At 71.1% G+C, this 23,134-nt stretch carries 22 protein-coding genes; 11 read left to right on the top strand and 11 right to left on the bottom strand.

Features of this window, described 5'->3' with window-relative positions; genetic code table 11:
* Positions 1 to 298: 298 nt before the first annotated feature.
* From ACFQUV_RS02590 to ACFQUV_RS02575, 4 genes are all read left to right on the top strand, one after another.
* Positions 299 to 1,366 carry a C4-dicarboxylate TRAP transporter substrate-binding protein gene (locus ACFQUV_RS02590; RefSeq protein WP_129610097.1) on the top strand — a complete coding sequence of 356 codons (1,068 nt, stop codon included), beginning with the start codon at positions 299 to 301 and terminating at the stop codon, positions 1,364 to 1,366.
* Positions 1,367 to 1,449: 83 nt separating this feature from the next.
* Positions 1,450 to 1,947 carry a TRAP transporter small permease subunit gene (locus tag ACFQUV_RS02585; RefSeq protein ID WP_165364036.1) on the top strand — a complete coding sequence of 166 codons (498 nt, stop codon included), beginning with the start codon at positions 1,450 to 1,452 and terminating at the stop codon, positions 1,945 to 1,947.
* 72 nt (positions 1,948 to 2,019) lie between these two features.
* On the top strand, positions 2,020 to 3,372 hold the full coding sequence (locus ACFQUV_RS02580) for a TRAP transporter large permease (protein WP_207211529.1): 1,353 nt from the start codon (positions 2,020 to 2,022) through the stop codon (positions 3,370 to 3,372).
* 284 nt (positions 3,373 to 3,656) lie between these two features.
* Positions 3,657 to 4,127, top strand: a complete 471-nt coding sequence (locus ACFQUV_RS02575) for a hypothetical protein (RefSeq protein WP_129610102.1) — start codon at positions 3,657 to 3,659, stop codon at positions 4,125 to 4,127.
* Between the two features lie 145 nt (positions 4,128 to 4,272).
* On the opposite strand, the gene ACFQUV_RS02570 is transcribed toward ACFQUV_RS02575, so the two are convergent.
* From ACFQUV_RS02570 to ACFQUV_RS02540, 7 genes are read right to left on the bottom strand one after another with little or no spacing between them, the layout of a single operon-like run.
* On the bottom strand, positions 4,273 to 4,779 hold the full coding sequence (locus tag ACFQUV_RS02570) for a nuclear transport factor 2 family protein (RefSeq protein ID WP_129610104.1): 507 nt from the start codon (positions 4,777 to 4,779) through the stop codon (positions 4,273 to 4,275).
* Between the two features lies 1 nt (position 4,780).
* Positions 4,781 to 6,280 (bottom strand): tripartite tricarboxylate transporter permease, encoded by a 1,500-nt coding sequence (locus tag ACFQUV_RS02565; RefSeq protein WP_111385504.1) that lies wholly within the window; start codon positions 6,278 to 6,280, stop codon positions 4,781 to 4,783.
* A 5-nt stretch (positions 6,281 to 6,285) separates the two neighbouring features.
* Positions 6,286 to 6,762, bottom strand: coding sequence for a tripartite tricarboxylate transporter TctB family protein (locus ACFQUV_RS02560; RefSeq protein WP_129610106.1), 477 nt, complete (start codon positions 6,760 to 6,762; stop codon positions 6,286 to 6,288).
* Positions 6,759 to 7,724: a tripartite tricarboxylate transporter substrate binding protein gene (locus ACFQUV_RS02555; RefSeq protein ID WP_165364038.1), complete on the bottom strand. Its 966-nt coding sequence runs from the start codon at positions 7,722 to 7,724 to the stop codon at positions 6,759 to 6,761. Before ACFQUV_RS02555 ends, ACFQUV_RS02560 begins: the two co-directional genes overlap by 4 nt.
* Positions 7,725 to 7,747: 23 nt before the next feature.
* Complete coding sequence (locus tag ACFQUV_RS02550) at positions 7,748 to 9,205, bottom strand: FAD-binding protein (protein WP_129610110.1); 1,458 nt, start codon at positions 9,203 to 9,205, stop codon at positions 7,748 to 7,750.
* Positions 9,206 to 9,224: 19 nt separating this feature from the next.
* A complete protein-coding gene (locus ACFQUV_RS02545; RefSeq protein ID WP_111385500.1) occupies positions 9,225 to 10,157 on the bottom strand; it encodes an oxaloacetate decarboxylase in 933 nt (310 codons plus the stop codon).
* Between the two features lie 19 nt (positions 10,158 to 10,176).
* Positions 10,177 to 10,902, bottom strand: coding sequence for a GntR family transcriptional regulator (locus ACFQUV_RS02540; RefSeq protein WP_111385499.1), 726 nt, complete (start codon positions 10,900 to 10,902; stop codon positions 10,177 to 10,179).
* A 264-nt stretch (positions 10,903 to 11,166) separates the two neighbouring features.
* Here ACFQUV_RS02540 and acnA point away from each other — a divergent pair, with 264 nt between their 5' ends.
* Genes acnA through ACFQUV_RS02525 form a run of 3 tightly spaced genes read left to right on the top strand, consistent with a single transcriptional unit; the run spans position 11,167 to position 16,090 of the window.
* Positions 11,167 to 13,947: an aconitate hydratase AcnA gene (acnA, locus tag ACFQUV_RS02535; RefSeq protein ID WP_129610112.1), complete on the top strand. Its 2,781-nt coding sequence runs from the start codon at positions 11,167 to 11,169 to the stop codon at positions 13,945 to 13,947.
* 5 nt (positions 13,948 to 13,952) lie between these two features.
* The gene (locus ACFQUV_RS02530; protein WP_129610114.1) at positions 13,953 to 15,311 is read left to right on the top strand and encodes a dihydroorotase family protein; all 1,359 of its coding nucleotides are present in this window, start codon (positions 13,953 to 13,955) and stop codon (positions 15,309 to 15,311) included.
* 47 nt (positions 15,312 to 15,358) lie between these two features.
* Positions 15,359 to 16,090, top strand: a complete 732-nt coding sequence (locus ACFQUV_RS02525; protein WP_129610116.1) for an isochorismatase family protein — start codon at positions 15,359 to 15,361, stop codon at positions 16,088 to 16,090.
* A 45-nt stretch (positions 16,091 to 16,135) separates the two neighbouring features.
* Here the strand turns inward: ACFQUV_RS02525 and ACFQUV_RS02520 are convergent, their stop codons facing one another.
* Together ACFQUV_RS02520 and ACFQUV_RS02515 are read right to left on the bottom strand one after the other, a co-directional pair.
* On the bottom strand, positions 16,136 to 17,569 hold the full coding sequence (locus ACFQUV_RS02520) for a UdgX family uracil-DNA binding protein (protein ID WP_129610119.1): 1,434 nt from the start codon (positions 17,567 to 17,569) through the stop codon (positions 16,136 to 16,138).
* Positions 17,570 to 17,571: 2 nt separating this feature from the next.
* The gene (locus ACFQUV_RS02515) at positions 17,572 to 18,831 is read right to left on the bottom strand and encodes a putative DNA modification/repair radical SAM protein (RefSeq protein WP_129610121.1); all 1,260 of its coding nucleotides are present in this window, start codon (positions 18,829 to 18,831) and stop codon (positions 17,572 to 17,574) included.
* Between the two features lie 266 nt (positions 18,832 to 19,097).
* On the opposite strand from ACFQUV_RS02515, the gene ACFQUV_RS02510 reads away from it, so the two are divergent.
* From ACFQUV_RS02510 to ACFQUV_RS02495, 4 genes are all read left to right on the top strand, one after another.
* Positions 19,098 to 19,292: a hypothetical protein gene (locus ACFQUV_RS02510; RefSeq protein WP_129610123.1), complete on the top strand. Its 195-nt coding sequence runs from the start codon at positions 19,098 to 19,100 to the stop codon at positions 19,290 to 19,292.
* Between the two features lie 168 nt (positions 19,293 to 19,460).
* Entirely contained in the window at positions 19,461 to 20,375 is a 915-nt protein-coding gene (locus ACFQUV_RS02505; RefSeq protein ID WP_129610124.1) for a LysR substrate-binding domain-containing protein, read from the top strand.
* A 105-nt stretch (positions 20,376 to 20,480) separates the two neighbouring features.
* Positions 20,481 to 20,909, top strand: a complete 429-nt coding sequence (locus ACFQUV_RS02500; protein WP_129610126.1) for a secondary thiamine-phosphate synthase enzyme YjbQ — start codon at positions 20,481 to 20,483, stop codon at positions 20,907 to 20,909.
* Positions 20,910 to 20,913: 4 nt separating this feature from the next.
* On the top strand, positions 20,914 to 22,212 hold the full coding sequence (locus ACFQUV_RS02495; protein WP_129610128.1) for a RuBisCO large subunit C-terminal-like domain-containing protein: 1,299 nt from the start codon (positions 20,914 to 20,916) through the stop codon (positions 22,210 to 22,212).
* 38 nt (positions 22,213 to 22,250) lie between these two features.
* On the opposite strand, the gene ACFQUV_RS02490 is transcribed toward ACFQUV_RS02495, so the two are convergent.
* Both ACFQUV_RS02490 and ACFQUV_RS02485 read right to left on the bottom strand, forming a co-directional pair.
* Positions 22,251 to 22,652 carry a hypothetical protein gene (locus ACFQUV_RS02490; protein WP_111386962.1) on the bottom strand — a complete coding sequence of 134 codons (402 nt, stop codon included), beginning with the start codon at positions 22,650 to 22,652 and terminating at the stop codon, positions 22,251 to 22,253.
* Between the two features lie 100 nt (positions 22,653 to 22,752).
* A complete protein-coding gene (locus tag ACFQUV_RS02485) occupies positions 22,753 to 23,103 on the bottom strand; it encodes a PilZ domain-containing protein (protein ID WP_129610130.1) in 351 nt (116 codons plus the stop codon).
* Positions 23,104 to 23,134: the final 31 nt, after the last annotated feature.

Below are 23,134 nucleotides of genomic sequence, written 5' to 3'. Positions count from 1 at the left end.
AACGAGGCGGGCGGCAGTGCGCGGCGGCAGTGCGCCCTTGGACCACGCGCCAAAACCCGACCACAGCCCGCCGATGCTGTCGTCGACCCTGCGCAACCTCGCGGCAATTTGATGCCGCATCGCCGGTGCTCGCAGCCGCGCCCCTCTCCGTCGGGGCTCCGCCTTCTGCGGCGAGTCACCCTGCGGCGACGTCACCCTGCGCAGGTGTTGACAGCCGGGGCGGTATAATTTCAAGCTCTCTATACAAAGTAACGACAAGAACGCCCGCATCCCCCGCGGGCACCGGGAGGACATCGCCATGCGACGTGTGATGACGGCCGCCCTCGCGGCCGGCCTGCTCGGCTGTGCCGTGACATCTGCGGCGGCGCAGGAGACGTTCCGGCTGCGGATCGCCTCCGGGCATCCGCCGGTGCAGACCTATGTCAACCTGATCACCACCTTCTTCGTGCCCGAGGTGACCAAGCGGGTAGCCGAGCGCACCAAGCACAAGGTGCAGTTCGTCGAAGGCTACGGCGGCTCGATGGTGAAGGTCGCCGATACGCTGGAGGGCGTGCAGTCGGGCATCATCGACATCGGCGGCTATTGCTTCTGCTTCGAGCCCTCGAATCTGCCGCTGCACGCCTTCCAGGTGATGCTGCCGTTCGGCACCATGAGCCCGGTCGCCAGCGTCAAGCTCGCCCGCGAGGTCTACGATCAGGTGCCGTATCTCTCCAAGGTGCTGGAGGACAAGTACAAGCAGAAGCTGCTCGGGCTGATCGCCGACAACGGCTACAATCTCGGCACCACCTTTCCGTGGAGCACGGTCGCGGATCTCAAGGGCCAGAAGATCGCCGGTGCCGGCCTGAACCTGAAGTGGCTCGAATATGCGGGCGCGACGCCGGTGCAGTCGTCGCTGCCGGAAGCCTACACGGCGATGCAGACCGGCGTCTACAACGGCTGGATCATGTTCGCGTCGGGCTGGATTCAGTTCAAGCTCTACGAGATCGGCAAGCACTATGCCGAGACCGGCTTCGGCGCCATCACCTGGCACGGCCTCACCATCAACACCGCGACCTTCGCCAAGCTGCCCAAGGAGGTCCAGGACATCCTGATCGAGGTCGGCCGCGAGTACGAGGCGAAGACCGGCACCGTCAACGAGGAGAACTATCCGAAGCAGCTCGACGAGCTGCGCCGGCTCGGCGTCGATGTCCGCAAGGTGCCGGAGCAGGTGCGCGAGGAGTGGGCGAAGTCACTCGCCGACTGGCCGCGCCAGAAGGCCAAGGAGCTCGATGCCCAGGGGCTGCCGGCCACCCAGGTGCTGGAGCTGACGCTCGCCGCCGCCGAGAAGCACGGCCACAAGTGGCCGGTCCGCTACGTGGTGAAGTAGCGCCACCGCGCGCCGGACGGGCCGCCGCTCGTCCGTCGCGCTCGTCCGTCGCCACCCGTCGCGTGCCGCCCGGAGACGTCGCCGTGCCCGACCGCCTGATCACCCCCGTGGTTCATCTGCTGCTCGCGCTCGCGGCGCTGCTGATCTTCCTGCTCGGCTTCCTGGTGGTCGCCGACGTGCTCGGCCGCGCGCTCTTCAACAGCCCGGTCAAAGGCACGCCCGAGCTGGTCTCGATGTCGATCGTGGTGATCTGCTTCCTGCTCGCCGGGCATGCGGTGCAGAGCGGCGGCATGCTGAAGGCGGACGTGCTGGTCGGCGCCTTCGGGGCGCGTGGACAGGCGTTCTCGGAACTCGTCTCCGGCCTGCTCGGCGTGCTGTTCTTCGGCCTGATCGTATGGGGCGGCGCGATGCCGGCCCTGACCGCCTGGACCACGGGCGAGTTCGAGGGCGAGGGTGCCTTGCGGGTGCCGGCGTGGCCAGCCCGCGCCGTCGTGGTGTTCGGCGCCGCCCTCGTGGTCGTCATCTATCTCGGCCGGGCGATCCGTGCCGCCCGCACCCTGCTCGGCCGCGCCGGCGTTTGAGCCGCCCGCCCTCACCGTTCCCGCCGCCCACGGCCGCCGCGCCGGCCGGCTCGTTTCCCGAGAGGTCCGTCCGTGTTCGGCCACAGCGACATGATCATCGTCATCGGCGTGGTGCTGGCGCTGGTGTTCGCCGGCGTCCACATCGCGGTGGCGCTCGGCATCACCGCGGCGTTCGGCATCTGGCTGATGGTCGGCGACCTCGACGTGGTCCGCACCTTCGTGGCCAACACGGCTTACGAGGCCCTGCGCGACTACGTGTTCGCGGTGATCCCGCTGTTCATGCTGATGGGCGACCTGCTCGCCAAGTGCGGCGCGGCGCGCGATCTCTACGCGCTCGGCCACCGCTTCAGCAAATGGCTGCCCGCCCAGCTCGCCGCCGCCACCATCGTCAGCAACGCGCTGTTCGGCTTCGTCACCGGGGTCAGCATCGCGGCCGCGGCGGCGTTCTCGCGCATCGCCTATCCGGAGATGATGCGGTACGGCTACCGCCGGCCGTTCGCGCTCGGCTGCGTCGCCGGCAGCGCCTGCCTGGGCATGCTGATCCCGCCTTCTGTGCTGATGATCGTGTGGGCGGTGCTCACCGAGGTGTCGATCGGCAAGCTGTTCCTCGCCGGCGTGATCCCCGGCTTCCTCGCCGCCGGCGGCATGATCGTCTACGTCGTCGTCGCCGCCACGCTGAACCCGGCCCTCGCGGGCGGCGTCGCGCGGCCGGCCGCGACCTCGGCCGCCGTGACGATCGCTGATCCGCCCACCGGCCTGCCAACCGAAGCGCCGATCGGGCCGCTGCTGCGCTCGACCGGGCTGGTCGTGCTCCTCGTCATGGGCGTGCTCGCCGCCATCTGGCTCGGCCTGTGCACGCCGACCGAGGGCGCCGGGGTCGGTGCCGTCGGCGCCCTGGTGCTGGCGTTGATCAAGGGCATCCGGCCGCGCGAGATCCGCGAGGTGGTGCTCGATGTCGGCCGCACCTCCGGGCCGCTGCTGCTGCTGCTGTTTTGTGCGCAGCTCTACTCGCGCGTCCTGTCGATGACCGGGTTCACCGAGGTGGCGAAGTCGTTCCTGCTCGCCACCGGGCTCGACGCCTGGGGCATCCTGGTCGTGATGGTGGCGATCTGGTTCGTGCTCGGCTGCCTGATCGACTCGATCTCGATCATCCTGCTCACCGTGCCGATCTTCGCGCCGATCGCGGCGCATCTCGGCTTCGATCCGCTCGCCTTCGCGATCATCGGCATCCTGGCGATCGAGACCGGCCTGCTCACCCCGCCGTTCGGCATCCTGGTGTTCACCGTCAAGGCGGCGGTGCCGGATCGTTCCGTCGAGCTTGCGGAAATCTTTCGCGGTGCAATTTCCTACTGGATCGTTCTGCTGACCGTGGTTGTGGCGGTCGCGCTGTTTCCCCAGCTCGCCACCTTCCTGCCCAATCTCTGAACCCGCAGGCGTAGCGCGATATCGCTTTGGGTCGCGTCGTCTTCCCCTAAAATTCTTTGGTCCGCCTGTAACCGTTTCGACGCGCGCGACGACCGTCGCGTGAAAAAGCCCGCTGTTGCGGGCTCGACGCCCGATTGCCGCCATGATCGCGATCGCGGCACCTCGCCGCACCGGAAACATATGCGCCGCCCTGTAACCGACCGCGGCGGGGGTTCGTAATCTCCTTCGAAAGCAAGAGACGAAGCGCTTTCTACAGATCGCACGAGACGAACAGGAGATTTGTCATGCCCCGCCTGACCACCGGCCTCGCCCTCGGCGCCGCCCTCGCCCTCTTCGGCACCACGTCCGCCTTCGCGCAGGGTGTCATCGGGTCGCCGCGTTATGCCACCGATCCTGACCCGTTCGTCTACAACCGGCTCAATCAGGAGCATCTCGCTCTCTCGCACAACGACGCCGTCACGCCGCGCAGTAGTGTGAACCGCAGCGCCGCCAAGGTTCGCCAACCGGCTCCGCGCGTGATCGGATCGCCGCGCTACGCCACCGATCCGGACCCGTTCATCTACAACCGGCTCGATCAGGAGCATCTCGCGCTGTCGCACAGCGACGCCGTCGAGGCCTATTCGGCGCGCGCCGCGGCGACGCCCCGCTCCCTGTCGGCGGGCCCGGCCTATCGGGCCGGCGTGACGGCCGAGTACAGCACCGATCCGGACCCGCGCATCCGGGCGAAGCTGCGGTCCGAACGTAACGTGTGGTGACCGCGGGTGCCGCCGCGTCCGGGCCCCCCGAGCCCCCCGGCCCGGAGCGGCGACACACGACGGCCGTTCCTTCGCATGGACGGCCGAACACCGGAGCGCGTCGCGTCCCCTCCCGGGCACGGCGCGCTCCCCCTTCTCCAGCGGCTCAGTCGAGCGACCGCGGAGCGCCGCCGACGTGATGACCGACCTCGCTCACGACCTCAGACATGGCGTCCTGAACGGCGCGGCGCGCCAGACGATGCTCGCCGGCATCGTTCCACACGTCCTGCCGGCGGATCGCCCGCGCATCGATCTCGAAGCGATCGACGAACCGGATGCCGGTGAACGGCGCACCGTCCAGCCACTCGCCGTGCAGCGTGCCGCGGCAGTAGACCACGAACGCGCCCGGCTCGCCGTACACCTCCCAGGCCTCCACCACCTTGCCGATGCGCCGGTAGCGCGAGGCCGAGCCCGAGGCGATGCCGGCCGCGCCCTTGCGGCGGATGCCGCCCGGGAAGGTCAGCACCGCGTCGGACGCCAAGCAGCGCGTCGCCGCCTCGACGTCGCGGCGCTCGATGGCGGCGAGATAGATCCGGGCCAGCCGCAACGCATCCTCGGCGGTGTCGATGGACAGGGTGGCGGTTCCCGGGTTGGTGGCGTCGCGAATGATCATCTCAGAGCTCGTTGACGGCGCGGGCCTGGCCGAGGACGCGGCGCACCACCGACAGCATCGGGGCGACCGCGACCAGAAGCGTGACCACGAGAATGGTGAGGGCGATCGGCCGCTCGATCAGGATCTCCCACGAGCCGCGCCCGAGCATCAGCGACTGCCGCAGGTTCAGCTCGATGGCGCCACCCAGCACGAAGGCGAGGATCAGCGGCGCGGTGTCGAAGTCGAGCTTGCGCAGCACGTAGCCGAGCAGCCCGAAGGCGAGCAGCAGCCCGAGGTCGAAGACGCTGTTGTTGAGCGAGTAGGCTCCGACCAGGATGAACAGGATGAGCGGCGCATAGAGGATGCGATACGGCACCCGCAGGAGCTGGACCCAGAGGCCGATCAGCGGCAGGTTGAGCAGCAGCAGCATGACGTTGCCGACATACATCGACGCCACCACGCCCCAGAACACCTCGGGCTTGCTCTGGATCATCAGCGGCCCCGGCGCCACCCCGTACATGACGAACGCGCCGAGCAGGATCGCGGTCACCGGATTGCCGGGCAGGCCGAGCGTGAGGAGCGGGATGAACGAGCCCGCGGCGCCGGCATTGTTGGCCGATTCGGGGCCGGCCACGCCCTCGATGGCGCCCTTGCCGAACCGCTCGGGGGTCGACGAGATGCGCTTCTCCAGCGAGTAGGAGACGAAGGAGGCGAGCGTCGCGCCGCCGCCCGGCAGAAGGCCGATGAGGAAGCCGAGCACCGAGCCGCGGGCGATCGGGCCGGCACTGCGCTTCCAGTCGTCGCGCGACGGCATCAGGTGCTTGATCGGCACCGTGGTGACGCTGCGCTGGGACAGCCGTTCGAGATTGACCAGAATCTCGCCGAGCCCGTAGATCCCCATGGCGATGACGACGACGCCGATGCCGTCGTTGAGCTCCGGTATCCCGAAGGTGAAGCGCGGCTCGCCGGTGACGACGTCCTGGCCGATCATGCTGAGCAGAAGCCCGGCCAGGATCATGATGGTCGACTTCACCACCGATCCCTTGGCGAGCACCAGCAGCACCACGAAGCCCAGCAGCATGAGGGCGAAGTACTCGGGCGGCCCGAACCGGATGGCGAACTCGACCAGCGGCATCGAGATCAGTGCGATGGCGAGCGCACCGAGCGTGCCGGCGATGAACGAGCCGATCGCCGCGATGCCGATCGCCGGCCCGGCGCGGCCCTGCTGCGCCATCCGATAGCCGTCGAAACACGATACGACGCTCTGCGCCTCGCCCGGTATGTTGACCAGGATCGCGGTCGTCGAGCCGCCGTAGCTCGCCCCGTAATAGATGCCGGCGATCATGATGATCGCGGTGACCGGATCGAGCCCGATCGTCAACGGCAGCAGCATCGCGATCGAGGCGCTCGGGCCGAGGCCCGGCAGCACGCCGATCAGCGTGCCGATCAGCACGCCGACGAAGCAGAACAGCACGTTGTACGGTTGCAAGACCGTGATGAAACCACCGATGAGACCGTCCATGCGCGTTATCCCAACAGTCCCTTCGGAAGGCGAACATCGAGGATGAGCACGAAGAGCGCCCAGGCGGTGCCGGACGCCAGCGCGCCGGCGACGAGCGGCATCGGGCTGAGCGGCTTCTTGGCCCCGATGGCGAACAGCGCCGACATCAGCACGAAGCTCGCCAGCAGGAAGCCTGCATGCGGCAGGGCCGCGATGTAGGCGACGATCAGCGCCACGACGGCGGCGACGCGCAGCCGGCCCCAAGGCTCGGGCGCGTCGTCCTCGCTCGTCACCCAGGCGTCCGGCTCGCGGATCGCCTTCACGATCAGCACCACCGAGAGCAGCACGAGGCCGAGCCCGACCGCCATGGGGAGCGCACCCGGCCCGACCACGCGCAGCGTGCCCGGGCTCAGATCCGAAGACAGCACCAGGGCCAGCACGCCGACGGCGAGGAACATCACGCCGCCGACGAGCGCGCGAGAGAGGACCGGGCGCGCGCTCATTTCGCCAGCCCGATCTCGCGCAGAAGCGTCGAGAAGGTCTTGTCCTCTTCGACGAGGCCGCGCTGGAACGCGGCCGGGCCGACATAGTCGACCTCGGCCAGGGCGCGCTCGGCGAATGCGACGAAGTCCGGAGCGCCGATCGCCTCCTTGGCGGCCGCCGCGATCTTCTCGACCACGTCGTCCGGCGTCTTGGCCGGCGCCAGGAAGCCGACGCGCGGCGGCATCGCGAAGTTCACGCCGCCCTCGCGGAAGGTCGGCACGTCGGGGATCACCTTGGCGCGCTTCTCGCCGAACTGGGCGATGGCGAGCAGGCGCTTGCCCTCCACCTGCGGCCAGATCGCCTGAGCGAAGCCGAAGACCAATTGCACGGTGCCGCCGACCGCCGCCGTCACCGACGGGGTGACGCCCTGGAACGGGATGTGGGTCATCTTGATGCCGGCCGCGCGGGCGAACGCCTCGCCGGCCAGATGGGTCGAGCTGCCGGTGCCGGCGCTGCCATAGACCACCTTCTCGGGATTGGCCTTGGCGTAGGCGACGAGGCTGCGGAGGTCCTTGAACGGCGCGTTCGGGTTGGCCCCCACCATGTTGGGGCCGGAGGTGATCTGCGCCACGCCGCGCAGATCGGCGAAGCCGTAGGGCAGCTTGTTCTCGTGCGGCGCCACGGAGAGCACCGAGGTGACGGCGAACAGCAGCGTATGGCCGTCCGGCTTGGCGTTCTTGGCCACCAACGTGGCACCGACGGTGCCGCCGGCGCCCGGCTTGGTCTCTACCACCACCGGCTTGCCGAGGATCTTCTCCATCTGCTGGCCGAGGATGCGAACCAGCTGATCGGTGGTGCCGGGCGCGTAGGGCACGATCACCGTGATCGGCTCGCTCGGGAACGCCGCGCGCGCGACGTGCGGAGCGAGCACGCTCGCCGCGGCGGCACCGGCCGCCACGCCGAGCAGCTTGCGTCTCGTCATCCCACCTGTCGTCACGATCTCACTCATGATCGAAGTCTTTCGGGTTGAAGGTCGGAGTGGAAGGAATCATCGGGATGTGCGGCGCGATGCGCCGCCGCGCGGCCAGCCGCGGCGCGGCCGGCCACATAGCCGAGGCCGACCGCGGCGAGGAGGCCATTACCGGAGACATAGCCGGTGCTGCCGCGCCGGCCGCTGACCCCACAGGCGGCGCCGCCACCGGCATAGAGGCCCGGAATGGGCGTGCCGTCGGCCCGCAGCACGCGGGCGTCGGCATCGACCACCGGGCCACCCTGGGTGTGGAACAGCGCCGGCGCGATCCGGGTCGCCACATAGGGCGACGTCAGCGGACCGAGACCCCAGGCGGTGCGGCCGAGCGGGTCGGTCGCCGCGCCGGTACCAGCGGCGGCAGCCGCCGCGAGCGTTTCGGCGAGAACCGCCGGATCGCAGCCGACGAACGCCGCGAGCGCGTCGACGTCGTGGAACTCGCGCGCTCCACCATGCTCGACCAGCTCGCCGAACTCCGGCTGGCCGGCCGCGGTGACGTCGCGAACCTGCTTGTCGTAGATCGCAACCGTCGGGCGACCATGGGCCGCCACCCGCTCGGCGAAGGCCGAGTAGCCGAGGGTCTCGTCGGCAAAGCGACGGCCGCCGTCGTCGACGATCACGCCGCCCTTTTCGATCACCGTCCAGGTGACGAGCGCGCCGTGCGGTTGGGCGATGGCGGCATGCGCCTGGAACGACCCCATGTTGCCGAGGCGGGCGCCGAGCGCCTCGCCCCAGATCACCGCCTCGCCCTCGCTGCCGACCGCGCCGAAATGCGACAGCGCCGCGAGCTCCGGGCAGAAGCGCGCGCGCAGCGCCGGGCTGTGCCCGAAGCCGTTGCAGGCCAGCACCGTGGCGGCGGCGCCGATGCGCGCCGTCTCGCCGGTCGCGGCCCGCGTCTCGGCTCCGACCACGGCTCCATCGATGACGATCAGGCGGGTGGCCGGATTGCCGAAGGCGACCGGGATATCGCGCGCCGCCACGGCCCGCTCGAGATCGCGCATCAGGTCGGCGCCCTTGCGCGAGGGCGGCGCATGCAGACGATGAACGGTGTGGCCGACATGGCGATAGGCGGTCACGAGAGTGAGATCGACCGCCGCCTCGTCGATCAGGAAGTGCACCATCTCGGCCGACACCGCGGCGAGGCGGTCGACCAGATGGTCGGCGTCGTGGGGGCCGGCCACCCGCCGCAGATCCGCCGCGAAGCGGGCCGGATCGTCGGCGATTCCGGCCGCCGCCTGAAGCCGTGTGCCGGCCGCCGGGATCGAGCCCGACGACAGCATGGTGTTGCCGGCGAGCCGGTCGAGCTTCTCGACCACGGCGACGTCGGCACCCGCGGCCTTGGCGGCCAGCGCGGCCGTGAAGCCGCAGGCGCCCGCGCCGATCACCAGCACGTCGACCGTGATATCGAAGTCGTCGCGGGCGGGGGTGGTCACCATGACGACAGTTCGCTCCCGATCACTCGGCGGCCGGCTTGCCGGCGCCGTACTTGCTTTCCAGCACCTCGGTGACGAGGAGCTTGGCTTCCAGCGCCCGCATGGCGTCGTAGTCCATGAGGGCCATGATCTCGTCGATGCCGGCGACCAGGTCGGGACGGTCGACCGGCACGCCAGTCTCCATCACCTCCTTCATCACCGCGAGCGCGTTGCTCATGCCGCGGATGGCGGCACCGGCCAGCATGCGCGGCAGGCTGACGCGGCGGACGCCGAGCTGCTTGAGACGCGGCAGCGGCACGATCGGCGTGGTCGGCCGCTGGCGGATGCCGAAGCCCATGTTGATGCTCACCGGCACGCGCGCCGCCTCGACGATGCGGGCGATGTCGTCCTCGCCCTTGACGGCGTCGGGGAAGATCATGTCGGCGCCGGCCTCCGCATAGGCGCGGACGCGGCGGGCCGCGCCCTCGATGCCTTCGCGCGCGATCGCATCGGTGCGGGCCACGATGACGAAGGCATCGTTGCGGCGCGCCAGGCAGGCGGCCTCGATCTTCTTCACCATCTCGGCGAGCGGCACCACCTCCTTGCCGGGCATGTGGCCGCAGCGCTTGGGCGCCACCTGGTCCTCGATGTTGACGCCGGCGACGCCCGCCTCCTCGAACATCTGCACCGTGTAGTGCACGTTCATCGGATTGCCGTAGCCGGTATCGGCATCGGCGGTGATCGGGATCGACACCGAGCGAGCGATGTGGCGGCAGTGCTCGACGTTCTCACGCAGCCCCATGACGCCGATGTCGTCGATGCCGAGGATCGCGTTGGAGATCGCGGCACCGCTGGTGGCGGCCGACTTGAAGCCCGCCTTCTCGACCAGGCGCGCGCTGTAGCCGTCGTAGACGCCGGGCGCGACGATGAGCTCGTCCGACGCGAGATAGGCGCGGTATTGCTCGGCTTTGGTCATGGGTCCTGCTGGCATGGGGTCAGTGGCACTCGTGGAGATCGGGGCGGGCGGCACGCCTTCGGCGCCCACTCGCGGCCGAACGGTCGTCCGCGGCCGGGGCCGCGGGGGGCGGAAGATGGTCGACGAGGTTCTCGGCGGCGCGGCTGATATGCGAGCGCATCAGCGATTCGGCGAGATCGGCGTCGCGGGCGCGGATCGCCAGTAGGATCTGCCGATGCTCCGTGTAGGCGATCGCCTTGCGCTCGCCGGCGGCGCCCGACCAGCGGCGATAGAGACGGAGCAGGTGGTAGAGATCGCCGCACAGCGCATCGATGATGCGGCGGTTGCGGCTGGCGCGGACGACCCGCTCGTGGAAGTCGAAGGCGGCGGCGACCGAGATGCGAGCCTGCGAGCCGGCCGCGACATTGTTCGCCTCCAGGCCCTCCATCAGGGCGGCGATCTCGTCGTCGGTCATCAGCTCGGCGGCGAGCCGGCAGGCATAGCCCTCCAGCGCCTCGCGCACCTCGAACAGCTCGCGCACCGCGGTGGGCTCGAGGGTGATGACCCGCGCCCGCAGGAACGGCGCTCGCGACACGAGCTGGACACCCTGGAGACGGCGGACCGCCTCGCGGACCGGGCCACGGCTGACCGCGAAGCGCTCGGCCAGCGCCACCTCGTTCAGCTCGGCGCCGGGCGGCAGCTCGCCGCTGTAGATGAGATCGAGCAGGCGCCCGAAGACGTCGTCGCCAAGGGTGGCCTTGTGCATCGGGCGCGCTCCGGGACGGCTGATAGTGTCGACACTTTTGCCGACGTTTGCCCCGGTGTCAAGCGTCGGACTTCGCCGATCGGCTGGCCGCCCCCACGTCCAGAGCTTATTTTTCCGATAATCAGCGTAGTGGCGCGAGGACAGCGGACTGGAAGCCCGCGCTCTGACCCGCCGGTTCTCCGCCGCAGGGGGCTGAAGTGTTGACAATTATAGCCCGATGGCTTTTCCTGGCAGGCACCACCGCGAGCGACCGGAGCGACCCTCATGGCCCCTGACGAGCGACGCCGCGCGTCCGCAGACGGGATCGGCAGCCTGGCGAGCGGGGCCGAGCCCCTTGCCGTCGTCGACATCGCCGCGGCGGCCGCGCGCCACGGCCGGGCGCTCGCCGAGCTGCCCTTCGCGATCCGCGTGCTCGTCGAGAACCTCGAACGCCACCGCCTGGTCGGTCCGCTCGGACTCGTCGGGAACGACGACGTGGCGACCGCCGTGCATTGGGAACGCCATCGCGGCACCGGCCTCCCGCTGCATGTCGAGCGCGTCATCCTGCCGGATTCGAGCGGCCTGCCGGTGCTGGTCGATCTCGCGGCGCTGCGCGACGCGGTCGCGGCCCGCGGCGGCGATCCACATGCGGTCGAGCCGGTGGTGCCGGTCGACCTGATCGTCGACCATTCGCTCCAGGTCGATCGCTTCGGCACGCCCGACGCGATGATCGCCAACATGCGCCGCGAGTACGAGCGCAACGGCGAGCGCTACCGCTTCCTCAAATGGGCGGCCGGCGCCTTCAAGTCGCTGCGGGTGTTCCCGCCCGGCACCGGCATCATCCACCAGGTGAACCTGGAGTTCATCGCCACGGTGGTGCGCCGCCGGCGGCATGGCGACCGCTGGTTCGCGGTGCCGGACTTCGTCATCGGCGGCGACTCGCACACCCCGATGGTCAACGGCCTCGGTGTGCTGGGCTGGGGCGTCGGCGGCATCGATGCGGAATCCGCGATGCTCGGCGCCACCTACGTGTTCCCCTGCCCCGAGGTCGTGAACGTGCGACTCACGGGCCGGCGGCGCGCCGGTGTGACCACCACCGACATCGCGCTCGCGGTGACACAGCGGCTGCGCCGTGAGGGCGTGGTGAACTGCGTGGTCGAGTACGGTGGCGAGGCGGTCGCCGCGATGACCATTCCGGAGCGCGCCACCATCGCCAACATGGCCCCCGAGTATGGGGCGACGGCAGGCTTCTTCCCGATCGATGCCCGCACCATCGAGTATCTGCGCCTCACCCGCGCCGACCCGCAGCACGCCGCGCTGGTCGAGGACTACGCCCGCCGAACCGGCCTCTATCGCGAGCCCCGCGCGCCGGAGCCGCGCTACGCCCGCACGGTCGAGATCGACCTCGGCGCCGTCGGCGTCTCGGTCGCCGGACCGCGCCGCCCGCAGGACCGGCTGGAGATCGACGCCGTGGCGGCCGACTTCCGGGCGCGGCTCGCCCGGCCGCTCAAGGACGGCGGCTTCGCGACGCAGCCGGTGCCGAATGCACCACCAGCGGCGACGACGCCCGCGGGTGATGCCGCGGCGGAGCTGCGCCTCGATCACGGCGCGGTCGTCATCGCCGCCATCACGTCCTGCACCAACACCTCGAACCCCGCCGTGATGATCGCGGCCGGCCTCCTCGCGCGCAAGGCGCGGGCCCTCGGCCTCACGGTGCCGGCTCACGTCAAGACGTCGCTCGCGCCCGGCTCGCGCGTCGTCACCAAGTACCTTGAACGGGCCGGCCTGCTGGCCGAGCTCGACGCGCTCGGCTTCGGCCTGATCGGCTACGGCTGCACCACCTGCGGCGGCAAGTCCGGGCCGCTGCCGGCGCCGGTCGCCGCCGCGATCGAGCGCGACGGCGTGGTGGCGGCCGCGGTGCTGTCCGGCAATCGCAACTTCGAGGGCCGCATCCATCGCCAGGTGCGCGCCAACTACATCATGTCGCCGCCGCTGGTGGTCGCCTATGCGCTCGCCGGGCGGATCGACATCGACCCCACCCGCGAGCCGCTGACGCGGCGCCCCGACGGCACCCCGGTGATGCTCGCCGACCTGTGGCCGGCTGCCGCGGAGATCGACGCCGTGATGCCGCGCGCCCTCGACCCGGCGCTGTTCGCCGAGGTCTATGGCGGCGGCGAATCCGCCGGCGCCCTGTGGGACGAGCTTGCCGCGCCGACGGGCGAGCGCTACGCCTGGGACCCGGCGTCGACCTACCTGGTGAAGCCGCCTTTCTTCGACGCGCCGCCGAAGCCGCTCGCCGACCGCATCAGCGGCGCCCGCGTGCTCGGCCTGTTCGGCGACAGCCTCACCACCGACCACATCTCGCCGGGCGGCGAGATCCCGCCCGACAGCCCGGCCGGACAGTATCTCCAGGCCAAGGGCATCGCGCCGCGCGACTTCAACACCTATGTGGCGCGCCGCTGCAACCACCATGTCATGGTGCGGGCCACCTTCGCCAACTTGCGCATCAAGAACCTGCTGCTGCCCGACCGCGAGGGCTGGCACACCATCCACCACGACAGCGGCGAGCCGACGAGCTTCCACGAGGCGGCGGCCTGCTACGCGGCGGCGGGCACCCCGGTGATCGTGCTGGCCGGCCGCGAGTACGGCACCGGATCGAGCCGCGACTGGGCCGCCAAGGGCTCGGCGCTGCTCGGCCTGCGCGCCGTCATCGCCGAATCCTACGAGCGCATCCATCGCGCCAACCTGGTCGGCATGGGCGTGGTGCCGCTCGCCTTCGCGCCCGGCGAGGGGTGGGCGAGCCTCGGCCTCGACGGCCGCGAGACCTACACCATCGAGAACCTGCGCGATGGCGTGCGCAGCGGCGCGCCGATCCGGGTGACGGCCGAGGCCGCCGACGGCCGCCGGATCGTCTTCACGGTGACGGCGCAGGTCTCCACCGAGAGCGAGCGCCGCCAGCTCGAAGCCGGTGGTCTGCTCGCCCAGATGGTTCGCGACTTCTCGACCCGCGCGACGGGCGACGCCGCAGCGCCGCACGACGCCCCGGCGTCCCAGCCTCAGGAGTGACCGCCATGCTCGATCTGGTGCTCGCCGGCGGCGAGCTGGTTCTGCCCGATACCGGGGTGGTGCGCGGCTCCGTCGGCATCAAGGACGGCCGCATCGCCGCCATCGCCGAGGCCGGCGAGACGCTGACCGCGGCCGAGACCATCGACTGCCGCGACAAGTGGGTGATGCCGGGCCTGATCGACCCGCACACCCATATCGGCTTCGGCGCCAAGGAGCTCGACTTCGAGACCGAGGCGCGATCGGCGGCGATCGGCGGCGTCACGTCGCTGCTCACCTTCCACCGCTCGCCCGACCTGCGCCAATCGACGCCCGAGTGGATCGCCGAGGGCGAGACGCGAAGCTGCATCGATTTCGGCCTGCATTTCGGCCTGACCAGCAAGCTGCACATCGACACCCTGGTCGAGACGGCGCAACGCTTCGGCGTCACCTCGTTCAAGGTCTATCTGATGTACAAGGGCGCCGCCGGCGCCGCCAAGGGCTTCACCGAGATCGACGACGGCCTGCTCTATCGCACGCTGCTGCAAGCCCGGCAGGTGCCCGGCGGCGTGGTCGGCGTCCACTGCGAGAACGTCGAGGTGATCCCGGTCTTCCGCGGCCCGCTGAAGGAGGCCGGCCGCGACGACCTCGCGGCGTGGGACGAGCAGAGCCCCGACTTCCTGGAGGCCGAGAACGTCAGCCGGGTGATCTATTTCGGCGCCAAGGCGGAGTGCCCGGTCAACATCGTGCATCTGTCGAGCGCCGAGGGGCTGGAGATCGTCCGCCGCCACCGGCTGTTCCACCGCAACCCGGTCACCATCGAGACCTGCGCGCACTATCTCTGCATGACCCGCGACGATCCTGCCGGCATCGTCGCCAAGGTCAACCCGCCGCTGCGCCGCAAGGCCGATTGCGACGCGCTGTGGGAGGGTGTGCGCGACGGCGCGATCGTCACGGTCGGCTCCGACCATGTGCCACGCAAGCGCGCCACCAAGGGTCCCGACCTGTGGGGCGCCAGCGCCGGCTTCCCCGGTCTCGCCACCCTGCTGCCGCTCTTGATCGAGGATGGCTATTACGACCGCGGCATTCCGCTGGAGCGCATCGCGGCGGTGACCAGCCTCAACGTGGCGAAGCTCTACGGGCTGCGCGGCAAGGGCGCGATCGCGGTCGGCAACGACGCCGACCTGGTCGTCGTCGATCCGCACACCATCCGCATGGTCGACCACGCCGAGCTGGCCTCGCATTCGGACTACACGCCCGTGCAGGGGCGCATGCTGCGTGGCTGGCCGGTCCACACGCTCTCGCGCGGCCGGCACCTGCTGGCCGACGGCCATCTCACCGAGGCGGCCCTGACCGCGCCCGCCGGCCGCTACCTGCGGCGCGGCTGACGCTTCGACGACACCCCCGCGACACGAGGCGACACGAAAGGTCCGACATGAGCCAGACCCGGATTTGGGACAAGTTCCTCACCGAGCGCGACAAGAAAGTGCTGGCGGCGGCCGGCTACGGCAAGCGCGGCGGCTTCGGCACCCGGCCGGCGCTGTTCATCATCGACGTGCAGTACAATTTCTGCGGCGACAAGCCCGAGGACATCCTCGAGGGCTTGAAGCAGTACCGCACCCATTGCGGCCGCGAGGCGTGGGATGCGGTCGCCCATATCGAGCCGCTGCTGCATCTCGCCCGCGAGAAGAACCTGCCGGTGTTCTACACCGAGAGCGCCCGCCGCAAGGACATGCTCGATTCCGGCGTGCAGGTCGGCAAGAACCACCGCGGCACCGAGAAGACGTCCACCGAAGGCACCCACGCGACCCGCACGGTCGAGCCGCTGGCGCCGCAGCCGCAGGACATCCTGATCGGCAAGCGCAAGCCGTCCAGCTTCTTCGGCACGATCTTCATGAGCCACCTGAACTTCCTCGACATCGACACGCTCATCCTGACGGGCTGCACGACGTCGGGCTGCCTGCGCGCCACCGCGGTCGACGCCTACTCGTACAACTTCAAGGTCGTCATCCCGGAGGAGTGCGCGTTCGATCGCTTCGAGGCGAGCCACGCCGTCAACCTGTTCGACCTGAACTGCAAGTACGCCGACGTGATCCCAAGCGCCGAGGTCGCCGACTATCTCGGCACGCTGCCGGTCCGCGCCCCGTTCACGGTGGCGGCGGGCTGATCTCGCCCGATCACGGCGCGGACGCCGCGTCACCGCCTCGTGCGGTTACGCGGCGGCGAGATCACGGATGCGGCGCAGATCGGCGACGAAGGCCGCATAAGCCTCGGCCTGGCGCGCCGCCTCCGGCAGACGCAGCAGATAGGACGGATGCACCGTGACGTAGCCGGGCCGGGTGCCGAACCGCACCGGACCGCGCTCGCGCAGCACCGACACTGGCCGGCCGGCGAGCGCCGTCGCGGCCGTCGCCCCGAGCGCCACCACGAGACGGGGCGCCAGCGCCGCCAGCTCGCGATCGAGCCACCAGCGGCACGCCGTCACCTCGGCCGTGTTCGGCGTCTTGTGGAGGCGGCGCTTGCCCCGCGGCTCGTACTTGAAGTGCTTCACCGCGTTGGTGAGATAGAGGGCGCCCCGATCGAGCCCCGCTTCCGCGAGCGCGCGATCGAGAAGCTGGCCGGCCGGGCCGACGAAGGGCAGGCCGGCGAGGTCTTCCTGGTCGCCCGGCTGCTCGCCGACCAGCACCACCGCCGCATGCTCCGGCCCCGTCCCGCACACCGCCTGCGTGGCCGGCCCGTGCAGCGGGCAGCGCCGGCACGCCGCGATCTCGGCCCGCAGGACGTCGAGCGATGGGCCGGGCGGCACCGCGGTGGCCGGCGGCGACGCCATCGCGTCGTGCCTGGCCGCCACGGCCTGCGCGAAGCGCGGCGGCGGATCGGGCGCCGCGGCCCGCATGGCGGCGACGCGCCGGCCGGCCTCCGCCACCATGGCGGGGATCTGCGTCGTCTCCGGCATGGTGACCCAGAAGTGCCGCGGCATCTCGCTCCGCATGGCGGCGAGGCGGAGGCGGGCCGGGTTGAAGGTCGCGCGGTAATAGGCAAGCCACAGCTCGTCGAGCACCGCGTCGGCGGTCTGCGGCGGCTTCTCGACCGGCGGACCGAAGCGCAGCACGCCGTCGTGCCAGGCGGCGGTGCCGATCGGCGTCGCGATCAGCCAGTCCATGCCGGCGAAGCGATCGACGAAGAACGGCGCCGCGCGCCGCAGAACGTAATGCTGCGGCTCGAACCAGGCGACCGAGACGCTGCGCCCGTCCCTCTCGCAGGGCCGGAAGCGCAGGAAGGCATGCATCTTGTGGATGTCGCGGCGGACCGCGTGGGCATAGCCGGCGAGGCGCGCCACCACCGGGTCGGCCGGATTGGCGGCGAGGCCGCGGGCGCCCTGCACGATCCGCCACAGCACGTCGTAGAGGAGCGCGAAGCGATCGGCGGCGCGGTGGCAGATCGCGTCGTGCAGAAGCTCCGCATAGGCGCGCGGCACCGCGATCTCGGGGAGCGCTTCCGCGGCGGGCGGCGGCGGGAACAGCGAGGGTGCGTCGGGCGGCACGAAGGCGACGTCGCGCGGCGCCAGCACCGCGGCGAGGCAGCCACGGGCCGCCTCGCGAAAGGCGGCCTCGTCGGCATCGGGCGCGAGCCGCACGGCGTACATGGTCAGCCGAACAGGTCGAGCTGCACCGGCCGCGCCGCCGGGACGAGCCGGCGGCGCAGATGCGCCTCGTCGAGCAGCGCGGTCGGCCGCCAGTCGGCGGTGACGATGAAGGGCCGCGCCCGCGTCACGCCGCCGCCCGACAGCCGCGCCACGTCGGCGAGCCGCAGCCCACCGCTGCGCCGCGCCGCCAGGATGCGCTCGACCGCGCGGACACCGAGCCCCGGCACCCGCAGCAGCAGCTCGCGCGGCGCCCGGTTGACGTCGACCGGGAAGCGGCCGCGCTCCGCCAGCGCCCAGGCGAGCTTCGGATCGATGGCGGTGTCCAGCATGCCGGCAGGCGCGGCGGCGGCGAGCTCCGGCAGCGCGAAGCCGTAGAAGCGCAGCAGCCAGTCGGCCTGGTAGAGCCGGTGCTCGCGCACGAGCGGCGTCGCCGCCTGCGGCAGCCCGGCCGAGGGATGGCCGGTGGGGCTGAACGCCGCGTAGTACACGCGCTTGAGCGCATAGGAGGCGTAGAGCGACGTGGCGGTGCCGAGGATCGTGAGATCGTCGGCGCGGTCGGCCCCGACGATGATCTGGGTCGACTGGCCGGCCGGCGCGAAGCGCGGCGGCGGCGCCTTGCCGATCACGCCTGGCCCGCGGCGGCGCGCCGTCGCGGCATCCTCGATCAGCGTGCGGGTGGTGGCGAGCCCCGCCTTGATGCGGCCGGCGCTCTTCTCGGGCGCATAGGCGGCGAGCGACGCATCGCTCGGCAGCTCGACATTGAGCGACAGCCGGTCGGCCCAGCGGCCGGCCTCGGTCAGCAGCGTCGCGCTCGCCCCCGGGATGGTCTTGAGATGGATGTAGCCGCGAAAGCCGTGCGCGGTGCGCAGCGTCTTCGCCACCCGCACCATGTCCGCCATGGTGTCGTCCTCGCTGCGGGCGATGCCGGACGACAGGAACAGCCCCTCGATGCAGTTGCGGCGGTAGAGATCGAGGGTGAGCCGCACCACCTCGTCGACCGAGAAGCGGGCGCGCTCGACCGTGCTGGAGCGGCGGCTGACGCAATAGGCGCAATCGTAGCGGCAGAAATTGGTGAGCAGGATCTTCAGCAGCGACACGCAGCGGCCGTCCGGCGTGTAGGCGTGGCAGAGGCCCATTCCGTCGGTGGAGCCCAGCCCGCCGCTCCGCGACGTCCGCCGCGTCCCGCCCGAGGAGGCGCAAGAGGCATCGTACTTGGCCGCATCGGCCAGGATTTCGAGCTTTTGCAGGAGTGTCCGCGGCATCACCGGCACCGTGTGTTCTTGTTATGTTCTTTGTATGGCGAGCAGGCCGGGCGCGCAAGCCCGGGGTGCAGCTCTCCGGCCGGTTGGCGCGCCAGGCCAGCGGCCCGGGCGGAACGCTGTCAACCACCTCGTATCGGCTTGATGGCGCGTCTGTTTCCCGATGAGCGCCGCTCATCCGGAGACGAATGTCCCGCGTTTGCCGGCGGGCTTCGGGCGGTGTCGGATGCACCCCCGGTCGGCCTGCGCCGGCCCGCGAGGGATGCGAGATGCTCCGTCGATGGAGTCGCCTTCTCCTGGCCTGGCTGGCCTGGCTGGCCCGCCCGAGCAGCGAGGCCGTCGATCGACGCATCGGCGTCCTGCTGGAGCGGCGCGGCTTCCGCTTCGACGACGCTTTCGAGCGCGAGATCGAGCGCGACGTGCTGGCCACAGCTCCACGATGCTGGCACGGGCCGCCGCCGTGATGACCGCCCGCCGTCCACTGCGGCCGAAGCGGGGACGAGGCGGACGCCTTGGTATACTGATCAGTGAATGGACGCGGTTCGGCCCCGACGGCAGAGTCGGGGCCGCGCGCCCTCGGCGAGTCCGGTGCGGCGCGACGGCCTCGGCCTCCGCCGCGGCGACTCGGGTCCATGGTTCGCAACCTGCCGCCACTCAGCGCGCTGGAGATGTTCGAGGCCGCCGCGCGGCGGCTGAGCTTCAAGCGCGCCGCCGAGGATCTCGGCGTGACGCCGAGCGCCGTCAGTCATGCGGTGCAGGGCCTGGAGGTCCGGCTCGGTCTGCGGCTGTTCCACCGCGACCAGCACGGCCTGCGGCTGTCGGCAGCCGGTGGCGCCTACCTGCCGCAGGTCAGCGCGGCGCTGGCGGCGCTCGCGCAGGCCACCGACCAGGCGACCGGCCGCCGGCCCGGCGGCGCGGTGTCGATCACCGTCGCGCCGACCTTCGCGTCGCACTGGCTGGTGCCGCGGCTCGCCCGCTTCGCGGCGCGCCGCCCCGACATCGCGATCGCGCTCGACACCTCGCGGCAGGTGGTCGACCTGGCGCGTGAAGGCATCGATCTCGCCATCCGGCTGAGCGAGGCGCGGACGACGCGGGGACGCTGGACCCGGCTGATGGGCGAGACGCTGGTGCCGGTCTGCGCGCCGGCGCTCGCGACGTCGCTCGGCGAGACCGGGTGGCCCGACCTGCTGCGGCGGGCACCGCTGCTGCACGTCACCACCACCTCGGCCGATTGGGACGCCTACCTGGCGGCGACCGGAACACCGCGCGGGCGGCTCGGGGCCGGCCTGCGGGTCGATTCGATCCAGATGGCGTTCGAGGCTGCGGCGCGCGGTCTCGGCATCGCGCTCGGCCGTCATCCGCTGGTCGATCATCATCTGGCGGAAGGACGCCTGATGGCGCTGCCGGCTCCGCGCGTGCCGGCTCCCACCGCCTATTGGCTGGTGGACGGCGGCGCCGCCGCCGAGCGGCCCGCGGCGCGCAGCTTCCGCATCTGGCTCGTCGCCGAGGCGCGGGCAGCCGCGAGCGCCCTGCCCGGCCGCCGCTGATCGCGGACGAACGGCGCGTCGGCCGCGTGCCGATTTGCACGCCACCGAGGCGCACGGTAACGTCCTGCCGTTCGCCGGGCGTCGCGCCCGGCCCGCAGGTGCCGCATGAGAGTCCTTCGCCACCGGATCGTGCTCGCGACCACGGCCCCCATCGAGATCGTCGACGTGACCGAGTCGGTGCGCGCCTTCGTGACGGCGAGCGGCGTCCGCGACGGCCTCCTGACGGTGACGTCGCTGCACACCACGGCGCGCGTCAACGTCAACGAGCGGGAGCCGCAGCTCCAGCGCGACATGGTGACGTTCCTGAAGCGCCTGGTGCCGCGCGACGGCGACTGGCTGCACAATCTATCGACCGTCGACGGGCGCGACAACGCCCATTCCCACCTGCTCGGCCTGTTCGTCAACGCCGCCGAGACCATCCCGGTCGCCGACGGCGCCCTGGTGATGGGCGAGTGGCAATCCATCTTCTTCGTCGAGCTCGACGGCCCGCGCGACACGCGCGCCCTCGAGCTCCAGCTCATCGGAAGCGACTGACGCCGTGACGCCGGACGACATCGCGGGCTTCTTCGCCACGCGCCGGGACCTCGATCCCGAAGCCTATCTCGAGCTCGTCTTCGACTTCGAATGCAGCGGCGATCCGCGCGCCGCCGCCGCGCATCTGTGCAGCGAGCAGTCGACCGCCCAGTGGTCGCGCGTCGGCATCGACGAGGACTTCCGGCCGCGCTTCGCCGCCAAGGTGCTGGAGCTCGACGCGACGCCGCGGCCGCGCTTCAGCATCCCGGTCGACGGCGTGCCGGAGACGAACGTCCACGCCTGCCGCGCCGTGATCGCCCATCCGCACGGCAATTTCGGCCCGCGCATCCCGAACCTCCTGTCGGCGGTGTGCGGCGAGGGCGTGTTCTTCGCGCCCGGCATCCCGCTCATCCGGCTCCAGGACATCCGCTTTCCCTCCTCGTTCCTGGCCGCCTTCGAGGGGCCGCGCTTCGGCGTCGCCGGCCTGCGCGAGCGGCTGCGGGCCTACGACCGGCCGATCTTCTTCGGCGTCATCAAGCCCAATATCGGGCTGCCGGCGGAGCCCTTCGCGGAGCTCGGCTATCAGGGCTGGCGCGGCGGGCTCGACATCGCCAAGGACGACGAGATGCTGGCGGACGCGCCGTGGTGCCCGCTCGCCGAGCGCGCCGCGCTGCTCGGCGCCGCCTGTCGACGCGCCGCCGAGGAGACCGGCGAGCCGAAGATCTATCTCGCCAACATCACCGACGAGGTCGACCGCCTCGTCGCGCTGCACGACACCGCGGTGGCAGCGGGCGCCGGCGCCGTGATGGTCAACACCATGCCGACCGGGCTGAGCGCCGTGCGGATGCTGCGCCGGCACGCCCGCGTCCCGCTGGTGGCGCACTTCCCGTTCATCGCGGCGTTCGGCCGCCTGGCGGCTTATGGTGTCCACTCGCGGGTGATCACCCGCCTGCAACGCCTCGCCGGCTACGACGTCGTCATCATGCCGGGCTTCGGGCCGCGGATGATGACGCCGGAAGCCGAGGTGCTGGACTGCGTGCGCGCCTGCCTGGAGCCGATGGGCCCGATCAAGCCGTGCCTGCCGGTGCCGGGCGGCAGCGACTCGGCCGCCACGCTGGAGACCGTGCATCGCAAGATCGGTAGCACCGATTTCGGCTTCGTGCCGGGCCGCGGCGTGTTCGGCCATCCGGGCGGCCCGGCCGCCGGGGCGCGCAGCCTGCGCCAGGCGTGGGAGGCGATCGCCGGTGGCATTCCGGTGGCGGAGCACGCGACGCACCATGCCGAGCTGGCCGCCGCGCTCGCGGCGTTCGGGCCGCGCCGCTGAGGCGACCGCGCGCGTTGCGCCGTCGGCCGTCGCGGGCGTCAGCCTTCAAGATCTTGGAGGCGGCGCTTCAGGCGCTCGTTCTCGGCCTTCAGGCGGCGCAGGCGCTCCTCCGGAAACTCCGAGCGAGCCGGCGGCGGCGCATGGCGCATGACGATCTCGACCCCGAGCGCGGTGTCGCGGCGCCAGCGGGTGCGCACCCGGCAGGTTTCGCCGGTCTTGGCGATGGCGAGATCGAAGCTGTCCGGCACGCGCGCGGCGCCATCGACGAACAGCAGCGCGCCGGTGTCGGAGCGGTCGCGCACGATGCAGTCGGCGCTGAGCCGCTGTTGCGAGAAGGTGAGCCGGCCGCCCAGATAGGAGGGCTCCCGGGTCGTCTTCCGGCGGTCGGCCCCCTGCTCCGGTGCTTGCTCCGGTCGCTGACCCGCATCCTGCTCCGTCATGGCGCACCTCCCGAGGAAGGGCCAGTGTGGGCGTGCGTCCGGTGTCCTGCAATCGAAGCTTGTCATGAACCTTAATGCCGCTGGCGCGGCCGGGACGAACTCAGTCGCGCTCGTCCAGGCGGCGGCGCAGCGAAACGTTGGCTTGCTCCAGCTCACGGATGCGACGCGCCATGGCAAGCGAGATCGGCGGCTCGGGAACCGCGGCCGCCCGCACCACCTCGACCCCCATGGCCACGGGGCTGCGCCAGCGCGACCGCACCCGCATCTCGATCGACTTTCGCGGGATCGCGAGATCGAACTCGTCGGGCAGGAAGGCGCCGTTATGGACGGCAAGCCGGAAACCGCCCGCCGAGGCATTGCGGACGATGCAGTCGACCGTCGAGAAGCGGTTCGCGAAGCTGATGCGGCCCCTGTAATACGAGGGCCACCGCGGCTCTCTCCGACGCTCCATCGTGATCCCCCCAGATCTCGACTCTAATACC

Origin of the sequence: Rhodoplanes sp. P11 (genome assembly GCF_964266735.1) — a bacterium.
GTDB lineage: Bacteria > Pseudomonadota > Alphaproteobacteria > Rhizobiales > Xanthobacteraceae > Rhodoplanes > Rhodoplanes serenus.
Note: the sequence above shows the minus strand (reverse complement) of the source record. Positions and strands in the feature narration are given on the sequence as shown.

Bases quoted from the DNA above. Each gene is read 5' to 3' on its own strand.
- ACFQUV_RS02590 (WP_129610097.1), top strand. From the start codon at position 299: ATGCGACGTGTGATGACGGCCGCCCTCGCGGCCGGCCTGCTCGGCTGT.
- ACFQUV_RS02575 (WP_129610102.1), top strand. From the start codon at position 3,657: ATGCCCCGCCTGACCACCGGCCTCGCCCTCGGCGCCGCCCTCGCCCTC.
- ACFQUV_RS02570 (WP_129610104.1), bottom strand. From the start codon at position 4,779: ATGATCATTCGCGACGCCACCAACCCGGGAACCGCCACCCTGTCCATC.
- ACFQUV_RS02565 (WP_111385504.1), bottom strand. From the start codon at position 6,280: ATGGACGGTCTCATCGGTGGTTTCATCACGGTCTTGCAACCGTACAAC.
- ACFQUV_RS02560 (WP_129610106.1), bottom strand. From the start codon at position 6,762: ATGAGCGCGCGCCCGGTCCTCTCTCGCGCGCTCGTCGGCGGCGTGATG.
- ACFQUV_RS02555 (WP_165364038.1), bottom strand. From the start codon at position 7,724: ATGACGAGACGCAAGCTGCTCGGCGTGGCGGCCGGTGCCGCCGCGGCG.
- ACFQUV_RS02550 (WP_129610110.1), bottom strand. From the start codon at position 9,205: ATGGTGACCACCCCCGCCCGCGACGACTTCGATATCACGGTCGACGTG.
- ACFQUV_RS02545 (WP_111385500.1), bottom strand. From the start codon at position 10,157: ATGACCAAAGCCGAGCAATACCGCGCCTATCTCGCGTCGGACGAGCTC.
- ACFQUV_RS02540 (WP_111385499.1), bottom strand. From the start codon at position 10,902: ATGCACAAGGCCACCCTTGGCGACGACGTCTTCGGGCGCCTGCTCGAT.
- acnA (WP_129610112.1), top strand. From the start codon at position 11,167: ATGGCCCCTGACGAGCGACGCCGCGCGTCCGCAGACGGGATCGGCAGC.
- ACFQUV_RS02530 (WP_129610114.1), top strand. From the start codon at position 13,953: ATGCTCGATCTGGTGCTCGCCGGCGGCGAGCTGGTTCTGCCCGATACC.
- ACFQUV_RS02525 (WP_129610116.1), top strand. From the start codon at position 15,359: ATGAGCCAGACCCGGATTTGGGACAAGTTCCTCACCGAGCGCGACAAG.
- ACFQUV_RS02520 (WP_129610119.1), bottom strand. From the start codon at position 17,569: ATGTACGCCGTGCGGCTCGCGCCCGATGCCGACGAGGCCGCCTTTCGC.
- ACFQUV_RS02515 (WP_129610121.1), bottom strand. From the start codon at position 18,831: ATGCCGCGGACACTCCTGCAAAAGCTCGAAATCCTGGCCGATGCGGCC.
- ACFQUV_RS02510 (WP_129610123.1), top strand. From the start codon at position 19,098: ATGCTCCGTCGATGGAGTCGCCTTCTCCTGGCCTGGCTGGCCTGGCTG.
- ACFQUV_RS02505 (WP_129610124.1), top strand. From the start codon at position 19,461: ATGGTTCGCAACCTGCCGCCACTCAGCGCGCTGGAGATGTTCGAGGCC.
- ACFQUV_RS02500 (WP_129610126.1), top strand. From the start codon at position 20,481: ATGAGAGTCCTTCGCCACCGGATCGTGCTCGCGACCACGGCCCCCATC.
- ACFQUV_RS02490 (WP_111386962.1), bottom strand. From the start codon at position 22,652: ATGACGGAGCAGGATGCGGGTCAGCGACCGGAGCAAGCACCGGAGCAG.
- ACFQUV_RS02485 (WP_129610130.1), bottom strand. From the start codon at position 23,103: ATGGAGCGTCGGAGAGAGCCGCGGTGGCCCTCGTATTACAGGGGCCGC.